We start from the raw sequence: 25,483 nt of genomic DNA, 5'->3' as shown, positions 1-25,483 counted from the left end.
CTCACCGGTCCTCGGAGGAGCGAAGGGGGGTGTGGGGGGCGGGAGAGGTGCTCGTGGGGGCGGTCCGGGACGGGAGGGGGCCGTCCGCCTCCGGCCGTCCGGGGAGGGGCCGGGCCGGTCGCTCCGGTGCGGGGGGATCCGGTACGGAAGAGTCCGGTGCGGAGGAATCCGGCGCGGAGGAGCCCGGTGCGGAGGAGCCCGGTACGGAGGAGCCCGGTACGGACGACTCCAGCGCGGAGGAGCCCGGTGCGGAGGGATCCGGCGCGGACGACTCCAGCGCGGAGGACTCTCGTACGGAGGCCCCCGGCCGGTCCGGACGCCTCGACACGGCGTCCTCGGGGCGGCGGCCCGACATGATCGCCCACCGGGCCAGCAGGAACGAGACGGGGGTGACGAGGACCCCGGCCGCGAGCGCGGCGAGGTTCTTGTCCATCCCGAGTCCGCTCACCGCGCCGTAGAGCAGCGCCCCGGACGCCACCAGGTTGACCAGGCTGGAGACGGGATAGCGGACGAACGCGCGCCAGGTCGGCCGGGTCCGGCAGGTGACGTACGAGTTGAGGAGGAACGAGCACACGATGCTGACCGCGTAGCCCACCACATGGGCGACGAGGTAGGGGATCCAGCGGTTGAGCGAGGCGTAGACGCCCAGGTAGACGGCGGTGTTCACGAAGCCGATGGCGACGAAGCTGCCGAACTGCCGCACGGTGCGGGAACGGGTGGACCCTCCCGGCGGGGGCGGCTCGTCCGGTTCCGCGATGACGACGGGCCCGGTCGGCAGGCGGTGCGGCGGGGTCCGGCAGGTCGCGTCGGTCTCCCGCACCACATAGGGCGGGCGGTGCTTCGCCTCGTGGTAGATGCGGCCCACGTACTCGCCGATGACCCCGAGGGTGACCAGCTGGATGCCGCTGAGCGCGACGACGGCGGTGAGGAGGGTGGCGTAACCCGGGGTGTCCGCGCCGTGCAGGACGACGGTGATCACCGTCCACAGCGCGTAGGCCAGGGCCGAGACGAAGACCCAGAAGCCGGTGTAGATGGCGAGGCGGAGCGGGCGGTTGTTGAAGGAGAGCAGCCCGTCGATGCCGTAGTTCAGCAGCCGCCGACTCCCCCACTTCGACCGCCCGGCCACCCGCTCGCTGTTGCGGTAGCGGAAGCTGACCGTGTCGAAGCCGATCCAGGAGAAGATCCCCTTGGAGAAGCGGTTGCTTTCGGGGAGGGAGAGGACGCTCTCCACGGCCCGCCGGGACAGCAGCCGGAAATCGCCCGTCCCGTCGATGAGTTCCACGTCCATGCAGCGCCGCACCAGGGCGTAGTAGGTGTGGCTGAGCGTGGAGCGCACCACGCCCTCGCCCGTGCGGTCGCGGCGCGGGATGACCTGGTCGTAGCCGTGCCGGTGCAGTTCGAGCATGCGGGGGATCAGCTCGGGCGGGTGCTGGAGGTCGGCGTCCATGATGACCACGGCGGCCCCGCGCGACATGCGGAGACCGGCGAGTATGCCGGCCTCCTTGCCGAAGTTGCGGCTGAAGGCGGTGTAGTGGACCCGCTCGTCGCGCAGGGAGAGGGCGTGGAGGAGCTCCCGGGTCGCGTCGCCGCTGCCGTCGTCGACGTAACAGACCTCGAAGGTCTCGCCGAGGCCGTCCAGGACGGCGAGCAGGGCGGTGTGGAAGGCGTCGAGCACCTCGGCCTCGTTGAAGCACGGAACGACGACGGAGAGCTGAGGGCCGGTCACGTGACACCTCCGTACGTGGGCCGGTCGTCTGTACGGGTACGACGGCTGTCTGCTGCTGAGCCGCCTGTTGCTGAGCTGTCTGTTGCTGAGCTGTCTGCTGCTGAGCTGCCTGTTGCTGAGTTGTCCGTTGCCGAGCTGTCCGTTGTTGCACGGATATGACCGCTACCTGTCTAGGTTTGCCGCATTCGGTGGCGGAGACCGGCGCTTCCGCCCCCCGAAGGCGCGAGCCGTCGCGCCCTTTCATCCGAACAGCGCAGGGGCGGCGGAAGAGGCCGTCGGAGGGACCGGGACTCCGGTCGCGGGCTCCAGAAGCCGGACATAGCCTCGCAAAGGTGACGCCTCCCGTGGACCGCACCCGGAGCTCCCCGCCCGGCAGGGCCCTGCTCACCGGCCTGCTGGCCACGCTCCTCGCCGTGGGCTGGCTCGCCGTGCCCGGTGCGGTGGACGCCCGCGCCGACGATCCCGTGGAGCTCTCCCGGGACGGGCAGATCACCGACCGGGTCGGGGCGCTGCGCGACCGTACGGGCGCGGTGGAGGACGCCCTCGACCGGCTCTACGCGGCCCACCGCGTCCAGCTCTTCGTCGTGTACGTACGCGATTTCTCCCCCCGGTCCGGCCGGTCCGGGAAGCTGTCGGGGCAGGCGTGGAGCGACGAGACCGCCGCACGCAACGGGCTCGGCCAGGACGACGTGCTGCTCTCCGTCGCCACCCACGACCGGCAGTACGGCTACTCCGTGGACGCGGACTCCCGGCTCACCGACGAGCAGGTGCGCGAGGTGGCGAGCACCGCGATCGAGCCCGCGCTACGGCAGAACGACTGGGCGGGCGCGGCGATCGGGGCGGCGGACGGTTACGCCTCCGCGCTGGCCGGGCGGCCCGTCACCGCCCCCGCGATCACCCCGGGCCCCGCCGACCCCGGTACGGGGGCTTCCGGTCCCTCCGGTGCGGGCGACCTCATCCTCCCGGTGGCCGTCCTCGGCGGCGCGGGCGCGCTCGCCGCATACGCGTACGCCCGGCGCAAGCGCCGCTCGACGACCCGCACCACCCCGGCCACGACCGGCTGGGGGCGGCCCGCCGGGACGGGTGGTGCGCCGGTCCCGCTGGAGGAGCTGGACGCGCGGGCGAAGCAGGTGCTGGTGGACACCGATGACGCGGTGCGCACCAGCGAGGAGGAACTCGGCTTCGCGACCGCCCAGTTCGGGGAGGAGGCGGCGCAGCCCTTCACGGCGGCGGTCGAGCGGGCGAAGGACGAGCTGACGCGGTCGTTCCGGTTGCGCCAGCAGCTCGACGACGCCTTCCCCGAGGACGACGCGACCCGCCGCCGGATGCTGGAGGAGATCCTCACCCGGTGCGCGGCGGCCGACGAGGGGCTCGACGCGGTCGCGGAGGACTTCGACCGGCTGCGCGCCCTGGAACGCAACGCCCCGCAGGCCCTGACCGCCGTCGAGGAGGCGTTCCGCGAGGTCACCGGGCGGGTGTCGGGGGCCGAGGAGGCCGTCGCCGGGATGCGCGCACGGTACGGGGAGGGGGCCGCCGCCCCCGTCGCCGCCGACATCGAACAGGCCGGGGACCGGATCGCCTTCGCCACCACCGCCCTGACCCAGTCCCGCGAGGCCGTCGACCGCACCGACCGCTCCCGGGCCGCCGTCTGCATCCGGGCCGCCGAGGGCGCGGTCGGGCAGGCGGCCACCCTCATCGACGCGGTGGACCGGCGGGCGGCGGAGCTGGGCGAGGCGGCCGGGAAGCTGCCCGCCGCCCTCACCGAGACCGAAACGGACCTCGCCGACGCGCGCGGCCTCCTCGAAGGGACGACCGCCGCCACCTCCACCGCCGACCTGCGGGGCCGGATCGCCCGCGCGGAGGCCGTACTCGCCGACGTACGGCAGGCGATGGCGGCGGGCCCGTACGACCCGGTCGACGCGCTGCGCCGGGTGGAGGAGGCGGACGCGGCCCTGGACGACGCGCTCGCCGGGGCCCGGGAGCAGGAGCGGGGCGGGCGGCGGGCCCGCTCGCTGCTCGACCAGGCGATGCTCACCGCCCGGTCCGCGATCGGGGCGGCGGCCGACTACGTCACCACCAACCGGGGCGCGGTCGGCAGCCAGGCCCGCACCCGTCTCGCGGAGGCCCAGCGCCGCTGGGAGCGGGCCCGGGAGCTGTCCGGCGACGACGACGCGCAGGGCGCGCTGGGCGAGGCGCGGCAGGCGGACGCGCTGGCCCGGCAGGCGCTGAGCCTGGCCGAGCAGGACGTACGCGGCTTCCACGGCCCGCAAGGACCCGGCGGCCCGGGCGGAATGCGGGGCGGGGGCGGGGGCGGCGGGATGGGCGGGGCGGTGCTCGGCGGGATCATCCTCGGCGGCCTGTTCGGGGGCGGCGGCCGGGGCGGGGGCTTCGGGGGCGGCTTCGGGGGCGGCTTCGGGGGCGGGCCGGGCAGCTTCGGCGGGGGCGGCACCCGGGGGCGACGCGGCGGCGGGGGCCGCTTCTGAACGACCTGGTCCTCAGCCTCGACGCCGTACGGACGATCCCGTACGAGCGATCTCGCCCCGCCGACCCCGTACGGACGATCCCGTACGGGCGACCCGGTACGGGCGAGCTCGCCCCGCCGACCCCGTACGGGCGACCCGTAGCCGACCCCGTACAACCCATCGCGCATTCCAAGGAGCCGTGCCATGACCAAGCAGACCGTCCTGGGCCGCGTCACCCAGTTGGCGAAGGCCAACATCAACGCCCTGCTCGACCAGGCGGAGGACCCGCAGAAGATGCTGGACCAGTTGATCCGCGACTACACCGGCAACATCGCGGAGGCCGAACAGGCGGTCGCCGCCACCATCGGCAACCTGCGGCTGATGGAGCAGGACCACAAGGAGGACGTGGCGGCGGCGGCCGAGTGGGGCGGCAAGGCGCTGGCGGCGAGCCGGAAGGCCGACGAGCTGCGCGGTGCGGGGTCGGGCGCGGAGGCCGACACGTTCGACAACCTGGCCAAGGTGGCGCTGGGCCGCCAGCTCCAGTCGGAGCAGGAGGCGCGGACGGCCGAGCCGACGATCGCCGCGCAGACCGAGGTGGTGGCCAAGCTGAGGACGGGCCTGGACCAGATGAAGGCCAAGCTGTCCGAGCTGACGGCGAAGCGGGACGAGCTGGTGGCGCGCGCCACGTCGGCGCGGGCGCAGAACCGGATGATGGACGCGGTGAAGAACATCGACGTCCTCGACCCCACGAGCGAGCTGAGCCGTTTCGAGGACAAGGTGCGGCGCGAGGAGGCGCGGGCGCTGGGCAAGCAGGAGCTGGCCGCCTCCTCGCTGGACGCGCAGTTCGAGCAGCTGGACAGCCTGGGGGCGAGCGCGGAGGTGGAGGCGCGGCTGGCGGCCCTGAAGGCGAACGCGTCACGCCCTTGACCGCGAAGGCGAACTCAGGACGCGTTCAGGGCACGGGCCTCAGTACATGCTCAGCAGCTGCTCCACCGAGAGTTCGGCGGCCGGGGCCCCGTCCGGCAGGGTCAGTTCGAACCAGACCGTCTTGCCGCGCGGGGTGCGGCGCGAGCCCCACGCCGCGCTGAGCAGGCCGACCAGTTGCAGCCCGCGCCCGCCCTCGTCGGTGTCGCGGGCCCGGCGGCGGCGCGGCTGGACGAGTCCGGCGTCCCACACCTCGCAGACCAGGGTGCGGTCGCGCAGCAGCCGGAGCCGGATCTCGCCCTCGCCGTACCGCAGGGCGTTGGTGACCAGCTCGCTGACGAGCAGTTCGGTGGTGTCGACCAGGTCGTCGAGGTCCCAGGCCATGAGCTGGGAGCGGGCCAGCTCGCGGGCGCGGCCCACCGAGCGGGGTTCGCGCGGCAGCCGCCAGTCCCCGACCGCCTCCGGGGGCAGCCCCTGGATGCGGGCCATCAGCAGCGCGATGTCGTCCTCGCCGTGCCGGGTGTCGAGCGTGGAGAGGACGAAGTCGCAGGCGTCCTCCAGGGCCATCTGCGGTCCGGTCAGCACCGAGCGCAACGCGTCCAGGCCCTCGTCCAGCGGCTGGTCGCGGGACTCCACGAGCCCGTCGGTGTAGAGGGTGAGCAGGGCGTTCTCCGCGAGCTCCACCTCCACCTCCTCGAACGGTTCGCCGCCGACGCCCAGCGGCATTCCCGGCGGTACGTCGATGAGCCGGGCGGGCATGCCGGGCTCGACCAGCGCCGGGGGGAGGTGGCCGGCGTTGGCGAACGTACAGCGTCGGGTGACCGGGTCGTAGACCGCGTACACGCAGGTGGCGAGGTACACCTCGGAGAGGTCCGCCTCGCGGGACTTCTGCGCGGCGCGGGAGGGCCACTGGGCTCCCCCGCTGCCGCCGAGGCCGTTGCTGCGCTCGCCGCCGCCCGGGGAGCCGAGGCCGCGCGCGACCTCGTCGAGGGCGGAGAGCACTTCGGCGGGTTCCAGGTCGAGGAGGGCCAGGGTCCGCACGGCGGTGCGCAGTTCGCCCATCGCCACGGCGGCGCGCAGGCCCCGGCCCATGACGTCGCCGACGACCAGGGCGGTGCGGTGTCCGGGCAGTTCGATGACGTCGAACCAGTCGCCGCCGACCTCGGTGGCGGTGTTGCCGGGGAGGTAGCGGCAGGCGATGTCCAGTCCGGCGGCCTCGGGGTCGCCGGGGGGCAGCAGGCTGCGCTGGAGGATCAGGGCGCGTTCGTGTTCGCGGCGGTAGAGGCGGGCGTTGTCGATGCAGACGGCGGCGCGGGCGGCCAGTTCGGTGGCGAGCACCCGGTCCCGCTCCCCGAACGGCTCGCTCCCCTTCGTACGGGAGAACTGGACGAGGCCGACGACGGTGTCGTGGGCGACCATCGGCACGGCCAGCGTCGACTGCACGAACCCCATGTCGTCGCCGGGGACCGCCTCGACCTGGCCCGAGCGCAGGGCCGCCGCGCAGGGCGAGCCGAACGGGAAGCGGTGCACCGAGCCGAGTGCGGGCGGCAGGTCGTCCGGGCCGGGTGCGCCGCTGCCCGCCACGGCGGTGGGCAGGGCGTCGGCCACGGCGCTGGCGTGGGCGACCCGGCGCAGCTCCGCCGAACCGCCGGCGGACTCGCGGTGGGCCGGGGCCCAGGAGCCGGGTGCGGCCTCCTCGCCGGTGAGGAGCCCTTGGTAGAGGTCGACGGCGGCCAGGTCGCAGAAGCCGGGCACGGCGACGTCGAGGAGTTCGCGGGCGGTGGTCTCCAGGTCCAGGGAGTTGCCGATGCGGGCGCTGGCCTCGTTGAGGAGGGCGAGGTTCCGGCGGGCGCTGGCCGCCTCGCGGGCGGCGATGTGGCGGCGGGTGACGTCGGTGGCGAGTCCGGCGACGCCGATCGGGCGGCCGGAGCCGCTGTGCACCCGGTAGAGGTTCATGGACCAGTGGCGGCGGCCCGTCTCGCCCGGGGTGGGGCCGACCAGTTGGAGGTCGGTGACGGACTCGCCGGTCTCCAGGACGCGTTTCAGCGTGGCGGAGAGCCGGTCGGCCTCGGGGCGGGGCAGGTAGTCGTCGACCGTGCGGCCCCGGTGCTCGGCGGCCGCGCCGCCGAAGACCGTGGCGAAGCGCTGGTTGGCCCGGACGACGGTGAAGTCCGTGCCGAACAGCACGAAGCCGAAGGGAGATTGGCCGAATATGGCCTGCGAGGCGGCGAGGTCCGTCTCGATCTGCCGCAACGCCCGGACGTCCACGACGATACAGAGCGCGCCCCGCTCTCCGGCCGCCGTCAGACTGGGCATCACATAGACCTCGGCGAGCCCGTGCGCACGGCCTTCACCGGGAGCCCTGCCCCTGTTCCCGGCCTGGACCGGAATCCCGGCCTGGCCCTGGCTCCCTGCCTGGCTCTGGATCCCGGCCTGGCCCTGGCTCCCTGCCTGGTTCTGGCCCGGAATCCCGCCCTCGCCCTGGCCCGGGTTCCCTGCCTCGGCCGGCATCCGGAACGGGACGAGGCCCGTCCACTCCTTGCCGTCCAGGATCTCCCCGACCCGCCGGTGACCGTCCGAGCGCAGCTCGGCGGGCATGAACGCCTCCACCGGGTCCCGGCCGATCGCCTGCTGTGCGGTCATGCCGAAGAGACCGGCGGCCCGGCGGCTCCACTGCTCGATCAGGCCGTCCGGGCCGATCGAGAAAGAGGCGACTCTGATGTAGTCGTAGATCGAGCCGGGCGGACTGCTCTGCCACACGACGTCGCCCGTTGTCCCAGGTATTTCGCTCACGCGACCGTCCCCTCCAGCTCACACACCGGACCGGTCCTGCCCGCAGTATTCAGCACTACGGCCCCGACCGACACGGCGTTCACGATCACAGCAAGGTCTCAGTCCCTTTCAGCCAGGTCCTGCCCGACCTCTGGTGATCGCTGTGCGTCCCTCCCCACTCCTAACCAGGGAGAGCGAGCTCGAACCACACCGTCTTGCCGCTTTTTCCGCGACGAGTCCCCCAACGGCGTGCGGAACAGGCCACGAGCTGCAATCCCCGGCCGCCCTCGTCGTCGGGTCCCGCACTGCGTTCGGTGGGTGGATCCGGAAGCGGATCGGAGACTTCCACCAGCAGCCCGGGGGCGGCGGGCGGGGTGGGCGGGCGGGCGCCGATCCGGAGATCCGTGGAGAAGTCCCCCGTGAGCTCACCGGCCCCGTTGCCCGAGGCATCCGGACGCGACCTCTCCAGGCGTACGCCGATGGGGCCGGAGGCGTACCGCAGGGAGTTGGTGACCAGCTCGCTGACCAGCAGAACGGTCAGGTCCCCGACCGCCGCGTCCAGCCCCCAGGAGTGCAGGACGTCACGGACGGCGTGCCGGGCCCCGCGCACGGAACCCGGTTGGGCGGGGAAGGTCCACTCGGCGCAGTCGCCTTCGGTATCGATCACGCCGATCACTTCCCAGGGACGACCACGGGCGCACCCCACAGGAAAATGGGGACTAAACGTCCCATACCCACCATTTATCTCCGACTACCGCACAAGGGGTCGTTTGGTGCAGACGGCGTACGGGGGCCGAGCGCCGGCGGGCCCGTCAGGTCAGCTCGCCCGCCGCGTTGAGGTCGTCGAAAAGCAGTTGGTCCACCGGCGGCACGAGTGGCCGGTCGGCGAAGGAGAACCACGCCGTCTCCTCGATCTCGCTGCTCGCGGCCAGCGTCCCGCGATAATCGGCGTAGTAGCAGCTCATGCGTACGAGGGGGGCGTCCGTGCCCCCATGGGCGTGCGCCTCGTACGTCCCGGCGTGGACGACCGTCTCCGGGATCAGGCCGACCGTCAGCTCCTCCTCCACCTCGCGCAGGAGGGTCTCCAGATCGGTCTCCGCACCCTCGCGCTTGCCGCCGGGGATGTAGAAGACGTCCTTGCCCCGGGGGCGCGCGCAGAGGATCCTGCCGTCCTCGATCCGCACCCACGCCACCGTGTCGATCAGCACCGACATCACCGCTCCGCCCTCGCTCGCCGCGCCCGGCCTTCTCGTCACCGGACGGGCGGGACCCTACCGCGTGCGCGACGGGGCCCTGGGCGCGGAGGGCGCGGGTCAGGGTGCCGGGCACGGGGAGAGCGGGTGCGGCTCAAGCCCTCAGGGCCGGAGGCGGGTGCGGCTCAGGCCCTCAGGGCCGGCCGCCCTGGCTCAGGCGCTCCACCCGGTACACCTGGTGGTGCTTGCGGTCGTCGAGGCCGTCCGCGACCTTCTGCGCCTCGGCCTGGGTGGCGTATCTGCCGACGCGATAGCGGTTTCCGCTGTCGTCCTGCCGTATGACCAGCCACGGGAGCACGGCACCGCTGTCGCTCATCGTGTCGCTCCCCCGCATGTCGCCCCTCTTCCCACTCTCGTCACCGGCGTGCACGTCTCTATGGATAACCGGGAAACCGCAGTACGCATATGCCCGAGCCTACGCCTGACCTTCACTCAGCGCAGGCGTCTTTACACAAAGAGATACGCATCCAGCCATCACGAAGGGGGCGCATCCACAGGATGCGCCCCCTTCCGGCGTCCGCCCGCCCTCGCCGCGCCGCCGTTCCCGCGCGACCCGACGAGGGGTCAACTCACCTGACGGGCAGGTGATAGGCGATCCGGTAGCGGTCGGCCGGCACCACCACGTCGGCCGTCTCGACGGCCAGGCCCGAGGCGTAATACGTCCGCCCGATCACGATGACCACGTGGCCCGGCACCCCGCCGAGCGCAAGGAGCTCCTCCGCCAGCCCCGGGCGCGCGCCGACCTCCTCCGCCACGTTGTCCACGACGACGTCGATGGCCGCCATGCGGTCGACCACCCCGCTGCCGCCCAGCGGTCCTTCCTCCGGGAGCATCACCGGCGTACGCCCGGTGACAGCGAGGGGCTCCCAGGAGGTGGAGAGCATGATCGGTTCGCCCGCCTCCCGGAACACGTAGTGCGTGCGCATCACCCGGTCGCCCGGCTCGATGCCCAGCCGCTCGGCGATCTCCGGACCGGCCTCCTCCTGCTCGCTGCGCGACTCCCAGGTCCCGCGCACGCCGTCCGCCGTCTGCTCCTGCCGGAACGGGCTGGCCCCGCTCGTGGGCCGGTAGCCGGAGCGGGCGATCAGACGGGGGACGGGGCGCTCGCGCACGTACGTACCGGATCCGGAGCGGCCCTCGACCAGCCCCTCGGCCATCAGGACCTTGCGCGCCTCCAGGGCGACGGTGTCCGAGACTCCGTACTCCTCCCGGATGCGGGCCTGCGACGGCAGGCGGGTATGGGGCGGCAGCGCGCCGTTCACGATCTTCTCCCGCAGATCGCTCGCCACGCGCAGATAGGCGGGCTGCTCACCGAAAGTCACAGGCCACTCCCAACAGGTTGACAGTCTGCGACAGCCTGACAACCGTGGGTTGTACACCGCAAGCATGGGCCAGAGTTTCACTCAATGTGATGACAACGGGGTGGATCATGCATGGATCGACCATGAGCGCCAGAGCGCCTACCGGCCATTCCCCGCCCCGCACCCGCCCCCGAACCTGCCCCGAATCCCCCTGATCGACACCGCCCCGGAGACCCGCAACTCCCCGACCCTTGACCGTTTTTGGTCCAGACCAATACCTTCCTGTGCACAGCACGGCTCCGCATCCCCCTTCCGCACCGGATCACGCACAGGAACGAGCCTCATGCCCCGAAGAAACCTGTCCCGACTGACCATCGCCGGCGTCACCTTCGCCCTGCTGGCGAGTGCCGCTCCGGCCGCCGTGGCCGGCCCGGACCGCGGCCAGAGCACCAGCGGCGACCGCTCCAAGGGCCACCACCGCCCCGCCTACAAGAACATCGGCTACTTCACCCAATGGGGCGTCTACGGGCGCGACTTCCAGGTCAACGATCTCCAGACCAGCGGGTCCGCGGCCAAGCTGACCCACATCAACTACGCCTTCGGAAACGTCAGCGCCGAGGGCAAGTGCTTCACCGGCAACATCGCCGGCCAGGCCGACGCCTGGGCGGACTACGCCCGCCCGCTCGACGCGGCGAACTCGGTGGACGGCGTCGCCGACACCGACACCCAGCCGCTCGCGGGCAACTTCAACCAGCTCCGCAAGCTGAAGGCCAAGAACCCCGGCCTCAAGGTCATGATCTCGCTCGGCGGCTGGAGCTGGTCCACCCACTTCTCCGACTCGGTGCGCACCGCGGCCTCCCGCAAGGCGCTCGTCGCCTCCTGCATCGACCTGTACATCAAGGGCGACCTGCCGGTGGACGGGGTGCGCGGCGGCAAGGGCGCGGCGGCCGGCGTCTTCGACGGCATCGACGTCGACTGGGAGTGGCCCGGCTCGGCGGCCAACGAGGGCACGGTCTTCCGTCCGGAGGACAAGAAGAACTTCACCGCCCTGATCAGCGAGTTCCGCACCCAGCTCGACGCGTACGCGAAGAGCCGGGCCAAGGCCGCGACGGGCAAGGGCAAGGGCAAGGGCCACGGGCACCACAAGCCGAAGCCCAAGCACTACGACCTGTCGGCCTACGTCCCGGCCAACCCGAAGGCGATCGACGCGGGCTTCGACGTGAAGCGCCTCATGAAGGACTTCGACTTCGTCAACCTCCAGGGCTACGACTACCACGTGTCGGGCGAGAAGAAGACGGCCCAGCAGTCGGCGCTGTACGCGAAGAACGACTTCAGCGTGGACCAGACCGTGCGGGACTGGGTCCGGCGCGGCGCCCCCAAGCACAAGCTCGTGGTGGGCATGCCGACGTACGGCCAGGGCTGGACCGGGGTGAGCGGCGGCGGCAAGGGCCTCGGCCAGCCGGCCACCGGCCCTGCTCCGGCCACCTGGGCGAACGGCTACGAGGACTACAAGGTCCTGAAGAAGCTGGCCGCGTCGGGCGCGTTCACGGTGCACCGGGACGTGAAGAACGGCCACGCGTGGCTGTTCGACGGGACCACGCTGTGGACGTACGACGACCCGCAGGTGCTGCGCGCCAAGACCACGTACATCCGTGACAAGGGCCTGGGCGGCGCGATGTTCTGGTCGCTGGACGGGGACACGGAGAACGGCGAGCTGGTCACCGCGGTCGACCGCGGGCTCAACCGGCGGTAGACGGAGCACGGGGGCTGGGGCGGTCGCGTGTGGCGACCGCCCCAGCCTCTTGTCGCTTGTGTGCTTGTGTGCTTGTCTCCGTGCTGCTGCCGTCCGATCCGGGCCGTTCCGGTGAGGTCCGGTCGGATCAGGCCGGATCAGGTCGGATCAGGTCCGGTCGGATCAGGGCCGGGTCAGAAGTGCAGGCCCCAGCTGTTGATCCGCCCGGTGTCGAAGCGGGCGTTGTCGCTGACCCGGAGCTTCCAGGCGCCGTTGGCGACGACGGAGGACGCGTTGACCGTGTACGTGGTCACCACGTTGTCGCTGCTGCCGCCGGAGCCGTACGCCTTCAGGTTGAAGACCGTGCCGTTGGGCGCGACCAGGTCGATCCGCAGGTCACCGATGTAGGTGTGCGAGATGTTGACCGGGACCTTCAGCGCGGACGGGGCGTTGCCGGTGATCCCGGTGACGGTGACCGGGGACTCGACGGTGGAGTTGTCGTTGATCGGGTACCCGGTGGTGTTCTCGAACTTCTTGCCCGGGTCCGGGTCCGGCGGGGTGGTGCCGCCCGCGCCCACGTACAGGAGGCGGTTGGGCGAGCCGCTGCCCGGGTTGGTGACGACCCCGGGGGTGGAGGCCGCGACGAGACCGGCGGAGACCTGGGCGGGGGTCGAGCTCGGGTTGTCGGCGAGGTAGATGGCGGCCGCGCCGGCGACGTGCGGGCTGGCCATCGACGTACCGGAGATGGTGTTCGTGGCGCTGTCGCTGGTGTTCCACGTCGAGGTGATCGAGGAACCGGGCGCGAAGACGTCCACGATCGAGCCGTAGTTGGAGAAGCTGGAGCGGGCGTCGGTGTTGGTCGTCGAGCCCACCGTGATGGCCTCGGCGACGCGCGCCGGGGACTTGGTGGAGGCGTCGGTCGACTCGTTGCCCGCCGCGACGGCGTAGGTGATGCCGGCCGCGATGGACCGGCGCACGGCGGCGTCGAGCACCGAGTCCGCGCCGCCGCCGAGGCTCATGTTGGCGACGGCGGGCTTGACGGCGTTGGCCGTCACCCAGTCGATGCCCGCGACGACCTGCGCGGTGGTGCCCGAGCCCTGGTTGTTCAGCACCCGGACGCCGACGATCTTCGCCTTCTTGGCGACGCCGTGGGCGCTGCCCGCGACGGTGCCCGCCACGTGCGTGCCGTGGCCGTGGCCGTCCTGCGAGACGTTGTCGTTGTCGATGGCGTCGTAGCCGTTGAAGGCCCGGCCGCCGAAGTCGCTGTGGCTGATCCGCACCCCGGTGTCGATGACGTAGGCGGTGACGCCCTCGCCCGCCTTGTCCGGGTAGGTGTAGCGCTGGTCCAGCGGGAGGTTGCGCTGGTCGATCCGGTCCAGACCCCAGGAGGGCGGGTTGGTCTGGGTGGCGGAGACCGTGAAGGTGCGGTTCTGCGAGACGGACGCGACGGCCGGGTCGGCGGCGAACCTCTTCGCCTCCGCGGCGGTGGCCTCGACCGCGTAGCCGTTGAGGGCCGAGCGGTAGACCCGCTCGATGGTCGCGCCGTACTTCTTCGCGAGGGCCTTGCCCTGCGCGGAGTCGGACTTCGCGGCCGAGTCCTTCAGGGTCACGATGTAGCTGTCGCTGACGGCGCCCGGAGCGCCCGCGTTCTGAATCACGCCTTCGGGTGCGCGCTCGGCCGCGGTCGCCGGAAGGGCGGCGGTGGCGAGGGCGACGGCGGCTGCGGTGGCTATCACGGTCGCCGCGGCGAGTCTTCGACGTGCATGGGGGGTGTGACGCATCACTGACATGTGAGGGGTCCTCCTCATAGGCGGTGCGCTGGTGGGGGGTGGTGCCGGAGCCGCGCGAGACTCCAGACAGGGGCATGACAAATCGACCGTCCGAACGCCACGCTTTCTGCGTCGTCCGTGACCGGCATGCCCTGCTGCCAGCGAAAGATTGACCGATCCATGGCAAACCCACAAGGGTGCCTTGGGCCACGCCATACGCGCGCCATTCACCTGCCATATGCCTGACGCACCGGCGAACGTGACAGATCATCACGTTCGCGTGGACGGAACCCCGCCCGCCACTTCCACCCTGACCTGGTGCGGTCGGGCCTGCCCGGGGGCTTTGGGGACACGGCTTCCCACCCGCTCCGGGGACCGGCCCGAACGCCCTTCGCGGGCAGGCCAATTCATCTCGGTGTTACGAAGAGGTCCGCGGCCGGACGCGCCCGGTCAGGAGGTGCCGGATGCTTCCGATCGCCTCGGCGGGGTCCCCGACTGCCTGAGATAGGCGTCCAGTTCGGCGGCTCCGGACAGCATCGCGCGACCGCGGGCGGCGATCCGGCCGTGCCAGTCACGCAGGGCCGCCTCCAGCGGTTCCAGCCCGCCGGCCGCCCGGACCTGGTCGATCAGCGGGGCGATCTGCTCCAGCAGGTAGCCGCCGCGCCGGAGTTGGTGTGCCAGCAGGGCGTCCCGCACGTCGGCCTCGTCGTACACGCGGTACCCGGTCAGCGGGTCCCGGCCCGGGCGCAGCACTCCGGCGCGCTCCCACTTGCGCAGGGTGGCGGGCCGGATGCCGAGCCGGTCCGCCAGGGGGCCGATGAAGGCCGGGGCAGCCCTTCCGGCAGGCCCCGGCGCCGTCGCGTCCGGCCCCAGATCGCGCAGCGCGCTCTCCACCGCTCGCAAGGTCCGCCGGTCGTCCAGGAGTTGGGCATGGCTCTCGTCGACGAGGTGGAACGCCTCGTCCACCGAACCCCGGTTCACGGCCCGCATGATGCCCGACGCCGTCCGGTGGCCGTGGCCGGGCACCAGGGCGAGGAACGCGCCCAGGGCGCACGCGTGGAGCGGGGTGTAGGAGCGGTAGCCGCTCTCCGTGCGCTCGGCGGCCGGGAGGACGCCGGCCTCCTCGTAGTTCCGGACGGCCTGCGTGGACAGGCCGTGCGGACGGGCCAGATCGACCGGGCGGAGCCGTACCCCGCTTTGAAGCTTTTCCGTCACCTCAACCCCAGAATCCAGGTGCCGTCGAGTGCAAGTCTCCACCGAAAGTTCAACGATACCGTTGAATCCATGGCCCCGGACATCACGCATATCGCGCAGACCACCCATGCCCTCGAAGCCGCCGCCGTCATGAAGCTCCTCCCGGCCCGCCCCCGACTGCTCGCCCTGGGCGAGCCCACCCACGGCGAGGACACGCTCCTCGACGTACGCAACGAACTCTTCCGGAACCTCGTCGAGGAGGAGGGATACCGGACCATCGCGATCGAGAGCGACTGCCTGGCGGCCCTGCTCGTGGACGACTACGTCACCGGGGGCCCGGGCACGCTCGACGGGGCCATGGCGCACGGATTCAGCCATGCGCTCGGCGCATCCGCCGCCAACCGCGAACTCGTGCGCTGGGCAAGGGAGTACAACACCGACCGCCCCGCCTCCGAGCACCTCCGCTTCGCCGGTTTCGACGGCGGCCCGTTGGAGATCACCGGCCCCGCGAGCCCCCGCCCGGCGCTCACCGCGCTGCACGACCGCCTCGCGACCCTGCTGGACGCGGACGGCCTGCTCCCCTGCACGGCGGAAACGCTCGACCGGCTCCTCGGCGCCGACGAGCGGTGGACCGACCCCGCCGCGATGACGGACCCGTCCCGGTCCTTCGGCCGGTCGGCGGAGGCGGCGGAACTCCGTTTGCTGGCCGATGACTTGGCCTCACTGCTCGACGAGCACACACCCCACCTGATCGCCGTCGCCTCGTGGGAGGACGGGGACCGGGCGCGGCTGTACGCCCGCACCGCCGGCGGTCTGCTGCGCTACCACCACTGGATGGCCGACACCTCACCGGCCCGCATGACACGGCTGATGGGCGTGCGGGACCGGATGATGGCCGACAACCTCCTCGCCCTCGCCGCACGCGGCCCGGTCCTGGCCTTCGCCCACAACAGCCACCTCCAGCGGGAGAGGAGTTCGCTGCGGATGGGCGGCGAGCGGCTGGAGTGGTGGAGCGCCGGCTCGCTCGTGAGCGCCCGTCTGGGGGCGGATTACGCCTTCGTCGCCACGGCCCTCGGCACGATCCGGCACCACGGGGTGGACGCGCCGCCGCCGGAGACCGTGGAGGGGCTCCTGTACGCGCTGCCCGAGGACCGCTGCCTGGTCGACCCGCGCCGCCTGGCCGCCGCGCTGGGCGAGGTGCTCCCGACTCCCCGCGCCTCCCCGTACTTCGGATACTTCGGCCTGGACCCGGCGCATCTGGCGGATGCGGACGGGCTGGTGTTCGTCAAGGACCTGGCGCGGAGGTGAGGGGGCAGACGCCCCGGAGGTGAGGGGGCAGACGCCTGCTCCATCCGGCGGGCGCGTCCACGCCGCGTTTCCGGGGCGGGCGCGCCGTACCCGCGAGTGCCTGCTCCATCCGGCGGGCGCGTTCACGCCAGGTTTCCGGGGCGGGCGTGCCGTGCCGTCCGCCCGTGCGGCCGCCTCCCTACCTTCGTACCGTGAGCCTCTCGCGTATCTCCGTCCTCGCACCCCTGGTCGCGGTCGCCCTGATCGCACCGCTGCCGCCCCTCCCCCACGCGGCCGCCGCCACCCCGACGCCGCCGCCGTCGTCCCCCGCCGTCCCCGCCTGCGGCCGGGAGGACGGCCAGGGCGCGCCCGGGACCTCCTGGGCCCCGACCTCCACCCGCTTCGGGGAGGCCGAGGGCTACGACCCGTACGTCGGGAACGGCTATCTCGGCCACCGCGTCCCCTCCGCCGGCTCCGGCTACGCGGCCACCGGCGAGAAGACGGGCTGGCCGCTCTACACCCCCCGCTACGACGGCGCGTTCGTCTCCGGGCTCTACGCCCGGGACAAGGCGGTCTCCGAGGGCCGCGAGGTGATCGCCGCGCTGCCGAGCTGGACCACCGTCGAAGTGGGCGTCGGCGAGGAGAAGTTCGGCGCGGACACGCCCGCCGGACGGATCTCGCACTACCGGCAGACGGTCTTCCTCAGCTGCGGCCTGGTCCGCACCTCGCTGCGCTGGACGACCGGGGACGGCCGGGCCACCGACCTCGCGTACGACGTCCTGGCCGACCGTTCCGACGTCCACACCGGAGCCGTACGCCTGCGGATGACACCGCGCTGGAGCGGTACGGCGACGGTCACCGGCCGGCTGGACGAGCGGGGCGCACGCCGGATCACGCTGCGCGAGGACGGCACGTTCAGGACGCTCGGGACCGGCGTGGAGGGGGCCGTGGCGCAGACGATGCGGCGCGGTTCGGGGGTCGTGGAGACGCTGCGCCCCGAGTCGCGTACGGCCCCGAAGCCGACGCCGGTGCGCGAGGGGAGGACGTACACGTTCGAGAAGTACGTCGGCGTCGACACCGCCCTCACCTCCCGTACGCCCTCCGAGGACGCCCACGAGGCCGCCCACCGCGCCGCCCGGCGCGGCTGGGACCGGATCTTCGCGGCGAACGAGGCGGCCTGGCGCGAGGCGTGGTCCGCCGACGTCCTGGTCCCCGGCCGCCCGGAGCTCCAGCGGTGGCTGCGCTCGGCCCAGTACGGGCTGCTGGCGAACACCCGGCGCGGGTCCTCCGACAGCATCGCCCCCGCCGGTCTGACCAGCGACAACTACGCGGGGATGGTGTTCTGGGACGCCGAGACGTGGATGTTCCCCGGGCTGCTGGCCACCCGCCCGGACCTGGCGCGCTCGGTCGTCGAGTACCGCTACCGCACCCGGGACGCGGCCCGCGCGAACGCCGAGAAGTACGGCCACCAGGGCCTGTTCTACCCGTGGACCAGCGCGAGCCGGGGCCGTATGGACTCCGAGTGCCAGAGCTGGGACCCGCCGCACTGCCTGACCCAGAACCACCTCCAGGGCGATGTCTCGCTCGCCGTCCGGCAGTACTACCTGGCCACCGGCGACCGCGACTGGCTGGCGGAACGGGGCTGGCCGCTGCTGAAGGGCATCGCGGACTTCTGGCGGTCGCGCGCCACGGCGAACGCGGACGGCAGCTACTCCATCAAGAACGTGGCGGGCCCCGACGAGTACAGCAACGGGGTCGACGACGCCGTCTTCACCAACGCGGTCGCCGCCACCGCCCTGCGCAACGCGACCCGCGCCGCCCGCCTCCTCGGCCACCGCCCGCCCGCCGAGTGGGACCGGGTGGCGGACGGGCTCCGCATCCCGTACGACGCGGAGCGCAAGGTCTTCCTCCAGTACGCCGGTTACAACGGCTCGACGATCAAGCAGGCGGACACCGTCCTGCTGATGTACCCCCTGGAGTGGCCGATGGAGCCCGGCGCGGCCGCCGCGACCCTCGACTACTACGCCGCCCGCACCGACCCGGACGGCCCCGCGATGACGGACTCGGTGCACGCGATCGACGCGGCGGCGATCGGGGAGCCGGGCTGCTCGACGTACACGTATCTCCAGCGCGCGGTACGGCCGTTCCTGCGCGGCCCGTACGACCTGTTCTCCGAGGCGCGCGGCGAGAAGTCCGGCGCGGAGGACCCCTTGTCCGGGTTCCCCGCCGAGGACTTCCTGACCGGCAAGGGCGGGTTCCTCCAGGTCTTCACGCACGGCCTGACGGGGCTCAGGCTCCGCGAGGACGGCGTCCGCCTGGACCCGCTGCTGCCGCCCCAACTGCGTGAGGGCGTCACGCTGAAGGGCCTGCGCTTCCGGGACGCGACGTACGACGTCGAGATCGGCGAACGGACGAGCACGGTCCGCCTGACGTCGGGCACGCCGTTCACCGTCCACACGACGGATGGCCCGCGCCGCCTGACCTCCGCTCTCACCCTCCCCACCCGCCGCCCCGACCTGACCCCGACGTCCGACGCGGCCCGCTGCCGCCCGGTGACGGCCACCTCCCAGTCGCCCGGCCTCTACGCGGAGGCGGCGGTGGACGGCAGCCCGGCCACGTCCTGGTCCCCGGACGGCGCGACGGGGTCCCTGACCGTGGACCTGGGCCGCCACCCCCTGCGGATCACGGAGGTGACCCCGCGCTGGAGCGATGTCGCCCCGGCCTCGCACACCGTGGAGACCTCCGTGGACGGCCGCTTCTGGCGCCCGCACCTGGCGGGCGACACGGCACGCAAGGTCCGGGTGACGGTCCGCTCCCAGGCCCCGGAGAAGCCGGCGGGGATCGCGGAGCTGCGGGTGGAGGCGGGGCGGTAGCGGCGGGGTAGGGAGGGGGTCGGCCCGGGGGGCGGGCAAGCGGCGGGGTAGCGAGCGGGTCGGCCGAGGGGGCGGGCAAGCGGCGGGCGGTCATCCCGAGGCCGGACGGCCCGGACTTGTCATCCCACGTCGGCGGCCCGGAAGTAGAGGTTCGCCTTGTCGACCAGATGGGAGGCGTAGGCCGCCCCCACCATCGGTGTGCCGCTGTAGAAACCCACGTAACGGTGCGTGGTGTCGACGACGACGGGCCGGGCGAAGTAGGCGAAGCGGTTGCGCTGTTTCTCCTCGGCCCAGGCCATGGCCGCCGGGTCCACCCGGTCGCTGACGAGCACGGGGAAGGCGGCCACCCCGGTCTGCATGCCCACGGGCAGCCCGCCCTTGTTCTCCTTGGCGTACGTCAGGACCCGCGAGGTGAAGTCCTCGACGACCGGCACGGTGATCTCGGGAACGGCGGCGGCGACGGTGAACAGGTGCAGCTTGGTGGCCATCCACCGCATCCTGAAGTCGGCCCGCCGCCCGACCAGCACAGGCGCCCCGCCCAGTTGATCCCATCGCGGCTGACAGCCGTCGGCGGCGAGCTGCCGCTCGACCGAACCCAGGTACGTACGTATCGACTCTTCGCTCATGTACGGCATTCTCGGCCATCCCGAGGCCGGTCTATCCCGCGAGTCGGGGCCCGACGTGCGGCGAAGCCCGCGCTTCCCCGGCAGCGCGGGCCCGATGCGCCTTACTGCGGCGGTGTCGTGTCCGCCGCGTCGGACGGCCGGGGGACCACGCCGTCCAAGGGGGTCAGCAGCCAGTGCTCACCCTCCCAACTCACGGTCTCCACAACCTCGACGGGACGGCTCCCGGCTCCGGCGGATGCGGGGGTTCCTTTCGTCCCGGCGGATGCGGGGGCTCCCTTCGCTCCGGCGGATGCGGGGGCTCCTTTCGCTCCGGCTGTTCCGGCGGCCCCGGCGGTTCCCGTCAGCCGGACCTGCCAGACGTTCGCGAAGTCGGAGGTGCGGCTCCAGGTGACGTCCCACTTCTGACCGCCGTACGCCCCGATCCGGGCGCGGGCGTCGTCCTTGCCGTGCGGGTGGTCGTCGAGGAGACCGGCGAGACCGTCCTCGTCCGACTCGTTGAGCAGGGCCACGTACTGCCGGAGGAAACGGTCCTGTTCCGCCAGGTCCGCCTTCTTCTGCTCCCCGGCGCATGCGGAGAGCAGCCCCGCCGCGCACAGCACGGCCGCGCTCAGCGCACCGAGGCGGAGCACCCGGCGCACCGGGTCGGACGATGCGGAAGGCTCGGACTGCGCGGAAGGCACGGAAGGCGCGGACTGCGCGGTACGCCGCTCAGCACGCCGCTCAGCGGTTGAACGCCACATGGCGCGCCACCAACTCTCCAGATGTCGTCGGCTCGATTGAGTGAGGCGGTACGCCACTCGAACAGTTTGCCACCCGGAGGCTCCCGGGGGGGGGCGGGATCGGCTGCACCAACGAACGTACCGCTCAAGGCCGTTCAGGGTGCGAGCAAGGACTCGCCGGCGGTGGCTCCGCACAGGCGGAAAAGGTGCGCTAAAATGACTGACCAGTCAGTCATACAACGAGAGGCTGGTGACATGGCCAAGAAAGTCGACTCGGCGGCCCGCCGGGACATGATCCTGAAGGCCGCCGTGCGGGTCTTCGCCCGGCAGGGCTTCGCCGCGACCCGGGTGGACGACATCGCCGCTGAGGCGGGCATCGCCAAAGGCAGCGTCTACCTCTCCTTCGACAGCCGGGACGCTTTGCTCGCGGCGGCCTTCGAGGCGTACGCGGCGGGTTCGCGGACGGTGATCCAGCAGGCGCGCGCCGGTACGGGGGACGGGCTGGAGCGGCTCGCCCGGCTGGTGCGGTCGGTGGTGGACCTGGTGGTGGCCGAACCGGACCTCGCCCGGATCCTCGTCGACCTGTGGGCCGCCGGACGGGGGGAGGGCGCTGCGGCCGTGGACGACGCATCGGCGGTGAGCGCCCCTGCGGTGACCGCCTCCGTGCTGGACGTCCCGGGTGTGTACCGCGAGTACCGCGCGGTCGTCGCGGAGCTGCTCGCCGAGGCCGAGGCCCAGGGAATCCTGCGTTCCGGGGTGGGCGAGGGGCATGCGGCGGTCGTCGTCGGGGCCATCGAGGGCTGCGTTCTCCAGTGGATCGTGGATCCCGCGCTGCCGATCGCGGAGCTGACCGCCCCGCTCGTCGAGATGTGCGTCGAGGGCCTGCGGCGCGGGGAGGGGGCATGAGGACTTCGGGGTCGACGGCGGCGGGGCGGTGGCTGGACGCGCGGTTGGTGGCCCCGGAGGCCGAACGGGGCGAGCGGATCGTCTGTTACGCGGCCGCGGCGGGCGGCGCCGTGTTCGCCGTGGCCCTCGCTCTGCGCTCGCACTACGCGTGGCTGCCGCTGGTCGTGGTCGCCGTGGTGGCCTTCGACCTGTTCGGCGGCACGGTGGTCAACGCCACCCGGTCCGCCAAGCGCCGGTTCCACCGGCCCGGGCGCACCTCACGGCACCACTTCGCGTTCGTGGCCGCCCATGTGCAGCCGTTCGCCCTGGCCCTGCTCGTTCCCGGGTTCGGCTGGGGCCCCGCCGGTGTCGTCTACGTACTCACGCTGGTTGGGGCGGCGGTCACCCTGGCCGTCCCCTCCGACCTGCGGCGGCCCGTGGCTTTCGCCGTATCCGCACTGGTCATCGCCGCCGTGACGACCTCGCTGACCGTGCCGCAGGAGTTGGCGTGGTTCGCGCCCGTACTCGTGATCAAGCTGCTGCTGGCCCACCTGCTCCCGGAGGACGCGGCGCGGTGAGGGGGCGGGCGCGGATCTCCTGAGCGCTTGCCCCGCCGTCGTCGGCTCAGCCGCCGTCCTGCCGACTCGGCCGCCGTCCTGCGGCTCGGTCCGCCGGATGTCCTCGCTCGTCGATGCGTCGGACGTCCTCGCTCGCTGAGCCGCCGGACGGCTACGCCCGGCCCGGCCGCTGGGTCTCCCCCGCCGCCTCGGCCTCGGCCTTCGCGTCGCTCACGGCGACCGCGGCCTGCTTCGCGGCCTCGTCGGCGGCCGCGACAGCGTCCAGCGCGAGCGTCGAGTCCGCCTCGATCTCCGGAGCGCCACGCTCGTCCGGTGCCCCGGCGGCGGGTTCTTCCTCGCGTCGCGCGGTCGGGGGAGGACCCGTCGTCGACTGGTCGCCGAACGCACTGGTCACGGTGCGCACCGCCTCGGTCAGCTCGCCCGGGATCACCCAGAACGTGTTGTTCTCGCTCTTCGCCAGATGCGGGAGCGTCTCCAGGTACTTGTACGCCAGGACCTTCGGGTCGGCGTTGTTGCGATGGACGGACTTGAAGACCAGCTCCACCGCCTTGGCCTCGCCGTCCGCCCTCAGGATCGTGGCCTGCTGCGTGCCCTGCGCCTCCAGGATGTCCTTCTGCTTCGTGCCCTCCGCGGTGAGGATCTTGGCCTGCCGCTCACCTTCGGCGTGCAGGATGGCCGCGCGCTTGTCACGCTCGGCCCGCATCTGCTTCTCCATCGCCTCTTTGATGGTGTTCGGCGGGTCGATGGCCTTGATCTCGACGCGGTTGACCCGGATGCCCCACTTGCCGGTCGCGTCGTCGAGGACCGTACGCAGACGGGCGTTGATCTCCTCGCGCGAGGTGAGCGTCCCCTCCAGGTCCATGCTGCCGATGACGTTCCGCAAGGTGGTCACGGTGAGCTGGTCGATGGCCTGCAAATAGTCAGCGACCTCGTAGGCGGCCGCCCGGGGATCGGTGATCTGGTAGTAGAGCACGGTGTCGATGTTCACCACGAGGTTGTCCTCGGTGATCACCGGCTTGGGATCCGACGAATACACCTGCTCGCGCACGTCGAGTTTGGTGTTGACCCGGTCCGCCACCGGCATGACGAAGTTCAGGCCGGGTTGCAGCGTCCGGCGATACCGGCCGAACCGCTCGATGTTGTAGCGGCGCGCCTGCGGAACGATCCGCACCGTGGCGGCCACGAGAAACACGACGACGATCGCCGCCACGAGAATCGGGATGACAACCGGATCCATGAGCCCTCCTCGCCAGATGTCCAGCCGTTCACGATGTCCGGCCGTTCACGATGTGCGGTTGAGTTCACCCGTCACGGAAGCAGCTCACGCGGATACACGACAGCCGTGGCGCCCTCGATCTCCATGACGTCCACCAGCGTCCCCACCGGGATCACCTGGCTCTCGTCGAGAGCACGAGCGGACCATTCCTCTCCGGAGACCTTGATCAGGCCGCGTGTGGCCGTGACCTCCTGCATGACCTCGGCCCGCTTGCCGATCAGCGCGTCGCTGCCCTCGTGGGACACGGGTGACTGCGCCAGCTGCCGCAGGGCGACGGGGCGCACGACGAGCAGCCCCGCTGCCGCCGCCAGTCCGAACGCCACGAGCTGTCCGAGCACACCGATGCCCAGACCGGCCACCACGGCCGTGACCAGTGCGGCGCCGGCCAGCAGGCCGAAGACCAGCGTCAGGGTGAAGAATTCCGCGGCGCCGAGCGCCGCGGCGGCGAGCAACCATGCGAACCACGGCATCGAATCAGCCTCCCCAAGGGGCCCTATACAGCAACGTACCCGCTGTAACGCGGACAGAACCGCACATCACACGCGAATTGTGATCGGGGCAGGTGAGCAGGCTTGGTGATCAGGCTCGGTGATCAGGGTTGACGATCAAGGTTGGTGATCAAGGTTGGCGATCAAGGTGCGTTCGATGATCGGGCCGCCGGGGCACTGACCACCGCCGAAAGGACGCGTGACACCCTTCCCGAACGACTTCCGAACCGCCCTCGGCCGGATCCACGGGGGATCAACGGGAGTCAACAGGAATCAACGGGGATCAACCGGAACACCGGGGTCCACCAGATCAACCGGGTCAACTGGATCACCAAGGTCCACCGGGCCAACGGGGGAAGGCAACGCGATGCGATGGATACGGGGGCGCACCTGGCTCCCCTATGCGATGGCGGGCGGTCTGCTCGCTGTCGTCGTCGCCGGGGTCATGATGTGGCTCTCGGCCGGCCGGGCGCAGCAGCGCGCCGACAATCTGAAGCAACTGGACCGGGGCTGTGCGGGGTTGCTGCCCCAGGAGCAGTTGCGGGACTTCGTGCCGGACGACGAGGCCGGAGTCCTCGAGGAGTACGGCACGATGCTCGATCCGGATCAGGAGAGCCGGGCGCTGCTGCACTGCGCGCTCTTCTGGGGCGAGGGGCGGTGGGAGCCCGACACCCAGGTCCGGGTCCGGGCGGAGGCCCTGGTCACGGCTCAGGTCAAGAAGGAGGACGCGGATGACCGTGCCGTCGACGACTTCCCCCTGCCCCTTCCGCCCGGCGTGAGCGGATCCACGTCGGGGGACGACCGGATCAAGAGCAGTGGGGTGAGCGCCCGGCTGCGGGTGGAGTGCCCCGGCGGGCTGCGCGGCCGCAGCGGCCCGTCCAAGGCGCTCAGCGTACGGGTGGAGCTGCCGTCGCGGTCGGACGGAGCCTACGACGTCCCCGCCGCCGACCATCTGCTCGCCGCCCGCACGGCCGTGGCCGCCGCCAACTGGGTCACCGAGCGTCAGGACTGCGGCCGCGAGCCGATCCGTACCGACGCCTCGCCCCGCCCGGCCGCGGGCGCCACGCCGACGAAGCTGTGCGCGTGGATCGACCCGGTCGAGATGGAGTTCGCCACGGACGCGTGGGAGTTCTCCGGCGACGACACGTACAACCGCCGGTACGGGTACTGCGACGGCAACATCACCGGATACGGCGCTCCTCCCGGCCTGCCCGTCGTGGGGATGCGGGCGGAGAGCTGGTCGGGCGAGTTCGCCCAGGGCGCGTACGAGCGGCACGCCCGCGCCGGAACCGCGCCCGGGCAGCGCGCACCGTCGCCCGCCGCCCCGGACGGCAGCGTGGTGATCAAGACCTCGGAGTTCTCCTCGCCGAAGCTGGCCCTGTGGGCCGAGTCGGTTTGCGACGGCGGCCGGAGCTATCACCGGATCGCCCTCACCCCGGCGTTCGAATCCGGTGAGAAGAAGAAGATCAAGGTCGAGGGCGAGGTCCGCAAGAGGCTGTCGACGGACGCGCGCGCCACGCTGGACCGCTACCTCGCGGCCGCGGACGGCTGGCCGCAGCGTGCGCGCTGCCACGGCACGAAAATCCTGGGCGAGGTGGAGGAATGGCCCCGATGACGC

At 72.2% G+C, this 25,483-nt stretch carries 20 protein-coding genes; 8 read left to right on the top strand and 12 right to left on the bottom strand.

Annotation, left to right across the window (positions count from 1 at the left end; translation table 11 throughout):
• Window position 1: 1 nt before the first annotated feature.
• Window positions 2-1,726, bottom strand: a complete 1,725-nt coding sequence (locus tag ACLJPL_RS24540) for a glycosyltransferase (RefSeq protein ID WP_411083084.1) — start codon at window positions 1,724-1,726, stop codon at window positions 2-4.
• A gap of 344 nt (window positions 1,727-2,070) precedes the next feature.
• Between ACLJPL_RS24540 and ACLJPL_RS24535 the strand changes: the two genes are divergently transcribed.
• Window positions 2,071-4,209, top strand: coding sequence for a TPM domain-containing protein (locus ACLJPL_RS24535; RefSeq protein ID WP_411083267.1), 2,139 nt, complete (start codon window positions 2,071-2,073; stop codon window positions 4,207-4,209).
• A gap of 183 nt (window positions 4,210-4,392) precedes the next feature.
• Window positions 4,393-5,115 carry a PspA/IM30 family protein gene (locus ACLJPL_RS24530; RefSeq protein WP_411083083.1) on the top strand — a complete coding sequence of 241 codons (723 nt, stop codon included), beginning with the start codon at window positions 4,393-4,395 and terminating at the stop codon, window positions 5,113-5,115.
• 39 nt (window positions 5,116-5,154) lie between these two features.
• Here the strand turns inward: ACLJPL_RS24530 and ACLJPL_RS24525 are convergent, their stop codons facing one another.
• The 5 genes from ACLJPL_RS24525 to ACLJPL_RS24505 all read right to left on the bottom strand — a co-directional run bounded on the left by ACLJPL_RS24525 (window position 5,155) and on the right by ACLJPL_RS24505 (window position 10,459).
• Entirely contained in the window at window positions 5,155-7,872 is a 2,718-nt protein-coding gene (locus ACLJPL_RS24525; RefSeq protein WP_411083266.1) for a SpoIIE family protein phosphatase, read from the bottom strand.
• Between the two features lie 193 nt (window positions 7,873-8,065).
• Window positions 8,066-8,560, bottom strand: coding sequence for an ATP-binding protein (locus ACLJPL_RS24520; protein WP_411083082.1), 495 nt, complete (start codon window positions 8,558-8,560; stop codon window positions 8,066-8,068).
• 136 nt (window positions 8,561-8,696) lie between these two features.
• The gene (locus ACLJPL_RS24515) at window positions 8,697-9,101 is read right to left on the bottom strand and encodes an NUDIX hydrolase (protein ID WP_411083265.1); all 405 of its coding nucleotides are present in this window, start codon (window positions 9,099-9,101) and stop codon (window positions 8,697-8,699) included.
• 169 nt (window positions 9,102-9,270) lie between these two features.
• Window positions 9,271-9,471, bottom strand: coding sequence for an SPOR domain-containing protein (locus ACLJPL_RS24510; protein WP_411083081.1), 201 nt, complete (start codon window positions 9,469-9,471; stop codon window positions 9,271-9,273).
• 235 nt (window positions 9,472-9,706) lie between these two features.
• The gene (locus ACLJPL_RS24505) at window positions 9,707-10,459 is read right to left on the bottom strand and encodes a GntR family transcriptional regulator (RefSeq protein ID WP_411083080.1); all 753 of its coding nucleotides are present in this window, start codon (window positions 10,457-10,459) and stop codon (window positions 9,707-9,709) included.
• Between the two features lie 322 nt (window positions 10,460-10,781).
• Between ACLJPL_RS24505 and ACLJPL_RS24500 the strand changes: the two genes are divergently transcribed.
• Window positions 10,782-12,191, top strand: coding sequence for a glycoside hydrolase family 18 protein (locus ACLJPL_RS24500; protein WP_411083079.1), 1,410 nt, complete (start codon window positions 10,782-10,784; stop codon window positions 12,189-12,191).
• Window positions 12,192-12,364: 173 nt separating this feature from the next.
• On the opposite strand, the gene ACLJPL_RS24495 is transcribed toward ACLJPL_RS24500, so the two are convergent.
• Both ACLJPL_RS24495 and ACLJPL_RS24490 read right to left on the bottom strand, forming a co-directional pair.
• Complete coding sequence (locus tag ACLJPL_RS24495; protein ID WP_411083078.1) at window positions 12,365-13,960, bottom strand: S8 family peptidase; 1,596 nt, start codon at window positions 13,958-13,960, stop codon at window positions 12,365-12,367.
• A gap of 429 nt (window positions 13,961-14,389) precedes the next feature.
• A complete protein-coding gene (locus ACLJPL_RS24490; protein ID WP_411083077.1) occupies window positions 14,390-15,154 on the bottom strand; it encodes a TioE family transcriptional regulator in 765 nt (254 codons plus the stop codon).
• A gap of 69 nt (window positions 15,155-15,223) precedes the next feature.
• Between ACLJPL_RS24490 and ACLJPL_RS24485 the strand changes: the two genes are divergently transcribed.
• Window positions 15,224-16,441, top strand: coding sequence for an erythromycin esterase family protein (locus ACLJPL_RS24485; RefSeq protein ID WP_411083076.1), 1,218 nt, complete (start codon window positions 15,224-15,226; stop codon window positions 16,439-16,441).
• 191 nt (window positions 16,442-16,632) lie between these two features.
• Window positions 16,633-19,293 carry a glycosyl hydrolase family 65 protein gene (locus ACLJPL_RS24480; RefSeq protein ID WP_411083075.1) on the top strand — a complete coding sequence of 887 codons (2,661 nt, stop codon included), beginning with the start codon at window positions 16,633-16,635 and terminating at the stop codon, window positions 19,291-19,293.
• A 119-nt stretch (window positions 19,294-19,412) separates the two neighbouring features.
• Here ACLJPL_RS24480 and ACLJPL_RS24475 read toward each other — a convergent pair whose 3' ends face one another.
• On the bottom strand, window positions 19,413-19,919 hold the full coding sequence (locus ACLJPL_RS24475) for a levansucrase (protein WP_411083074.1): 507 nt from the start codon (window positions 19,917-19,919) through the stop codon (window positions 19,413-19,415).
• Window positions 19,920-20,020: 101 nt separating this feature from the next.
• On the bottom strand, window positions 20,021-20,599 hold the full coding sequence (locus ACLJPL_RS24470) for a hypothetical protein (protein ID WP_411083073.1): 579 nt from the start codon (window positions 20,597-20,599) through the stop codon (window positions 20,021-20,023).
• Window positions 20,600-20,893: 294 nt separating this feature from the next.
• Here ACLJPL_RS24470 and ACLJPL_RS24465 point away from each other — a divergent pair, with 294 nt between their 5' ends.
• Window positions 20,894-21,544, top strand: a complete 651-nt coding sequence (locus ACLJPL_RS24465; protein WP_411083072.1) for a TetR/AcrR family transcriptional regulator — start codon at window positions 20,894-20,896, stop codon at window positions 21,542-21,544.
• The gene (locus ACLJPL_RS24460; protein ID WP_411083071.1) at window positions 21,541-22,101 is read left to right on the top strand and encodes a hypothetical protein; all 561 of its coding nucleotides are present in this window, start codon (window positions 21,541-21,543) and stop codon (window positions 22,099-22,101) included. Before ACLJPL_RS24465 ends, ACLJPL_RS24460 begins: the two co-directional genes overlap by 4 nt.
• A 151-nt stretch (window positions 22,102-22,252) precedes the next feature.
• Here the strand turns inward: ACLJPL_RS24460 and ACLJPL_RS24455 are convergent, their stop codons facing one another.
• Both ACLJPL_RS24455 and ACLJPL_RS24450 read right to left on the bottom strand, forming a co-directional pair.
• Window positions 22,253-23,338 carry an SPFH domain-containing protein gene (locus tag ACLJPL_RS24455; RefSeq protein WP_411083070.1) on the bottom strand — a complete coding sequence of 362 codons (1,086 nt, stop codon included), beginning with the start codon at window positions 23,336-23,338 and terminating at the stop codon, window positions 22,253-22,255.
• Window positions 23,339-23,409: 71 nt separating this feature from the next.
• A complete protein-coding gene (locus ACLJPL_RS24450) occupies window positions 23,410-23,847 on the bottom strand; it encodes an NfeD family protein (RefSeq protein ID WP_411083069.1) in 438 nt (145 codons plus the stop codon).
• A 385-nt stretch (window positions 23,848-24,232) separates the two neighbouring features.
• On the opposite strand from ACLJPL_RS24450, the gene ACLJPL_RS24445 reads away from it, so the two are divergent.
• The gene (locus tag ACLJPL_RS24445) at window positions 24,233-25,480 is read left to right on the top strand and encodes a hypothetical protein (RefSeq protein ID WP_411083068.1); all 1,248 of its coding nucleotides are present in this window, start codon (window positions 24,233-24,235) and stop codon (window positions 25,478-25,480) included.
• Window positions 25,481-25,483 lie beyond the last annotated feature (3 nt).

It is taken from the genome of Streptomyces sp. cmx-18-6 (assembly GCF_046548915.1).
Classification (GTDB): domain Bacteria; phylum Actinomycetota; class Actinomycetes; order Streptomycetales; family Streptomycetaceae; genus Streptomyces.
This window is presented reverse-complemented; position numbering and strand designations above follow the sequence as displayed.

Bases quoted from the DNA above. Each gene is read 5' to 3' on its own strand.
- ACLJPL_RS24450 (WP_411083069.1), bottom strand. From the start codon at position 23,847: ATGCCGTGGTTCGCATGGTTGCTCGCCGCCGCGGCGCTCGGCGCCGCG.
- ACLJPL_RS24500 (WP_411083079.1), top strand. From the start codon at position 10,782: ATGCCCCGAAGAAACCTGTCCCGACTGACCATCGCCGGCGTCACCTTC.
- ACLJPL_RS24495 (WP_411083078.1), bottom strand. From the start codon at position 13,960: ATGTCAGTGATGCGTCACACCCCCCATGCACGTCGAAGACTCGCCGCG.
- ACLJPL_RS24485 (WP_411083076.1), top strand. From the start codon at position 15,224: ATGGCCCCGGACATCACGCATATCGCGCAGACCACCCATGCCCTCGAA.
- ACLJPL_RS24455 (WP_411083070.1), bottom strand. From the start codon at position 23,338: ATGGATCCGGTTGTCATCCCGATTCTCGTGGCGGCGATCGTCGTCGTG.
- ACLJPL_RS24445 (WP_411083068.1), top strand. From the start codon at position 24,233: ATGCGATGGATACGGGGGCGCACCTGGCTCCCCTATGCGATGGCGGGC.
- ACLJPL_RS24510 (WP_411083081.1), bottom strand. From the start codon at position 9,471: ATGCGGGGGAGCGACACGATGAGCGACAGCGGTGCCGTGCTCCCGTGG.
- ACLJPL_RS24530 (WP_411083083.1), top strand. From the start codon at position 4,393: ATGACCAAGCAGACCGTCCTGGGCCGCGTCACCCAGTTGGCGAAGGCC.
- ACLJPL_RS24475 (WP_411083074.1), bottom strand. From the start codon at position 19,919: ATGAGCGAAGAGTCGATACGTACGTACCTGGGTTCGGTCGAGCGGCAG.
- ACLJPL_RS24465 (WP_411083072.1), top strand. From the start codon at position 20,894: ATGGCCAAGAAAGTCGACTCGGCGGCCCGCCGGGACATGATCCTGAAG.
- ACLJPL_RS24460 (WP_411083071.1), top strand. From the start codon at position 21,541: ATGAGGACTTCGGGGTCGACGGCGGCGGGGCGGTGGCTGGACGCGCGG.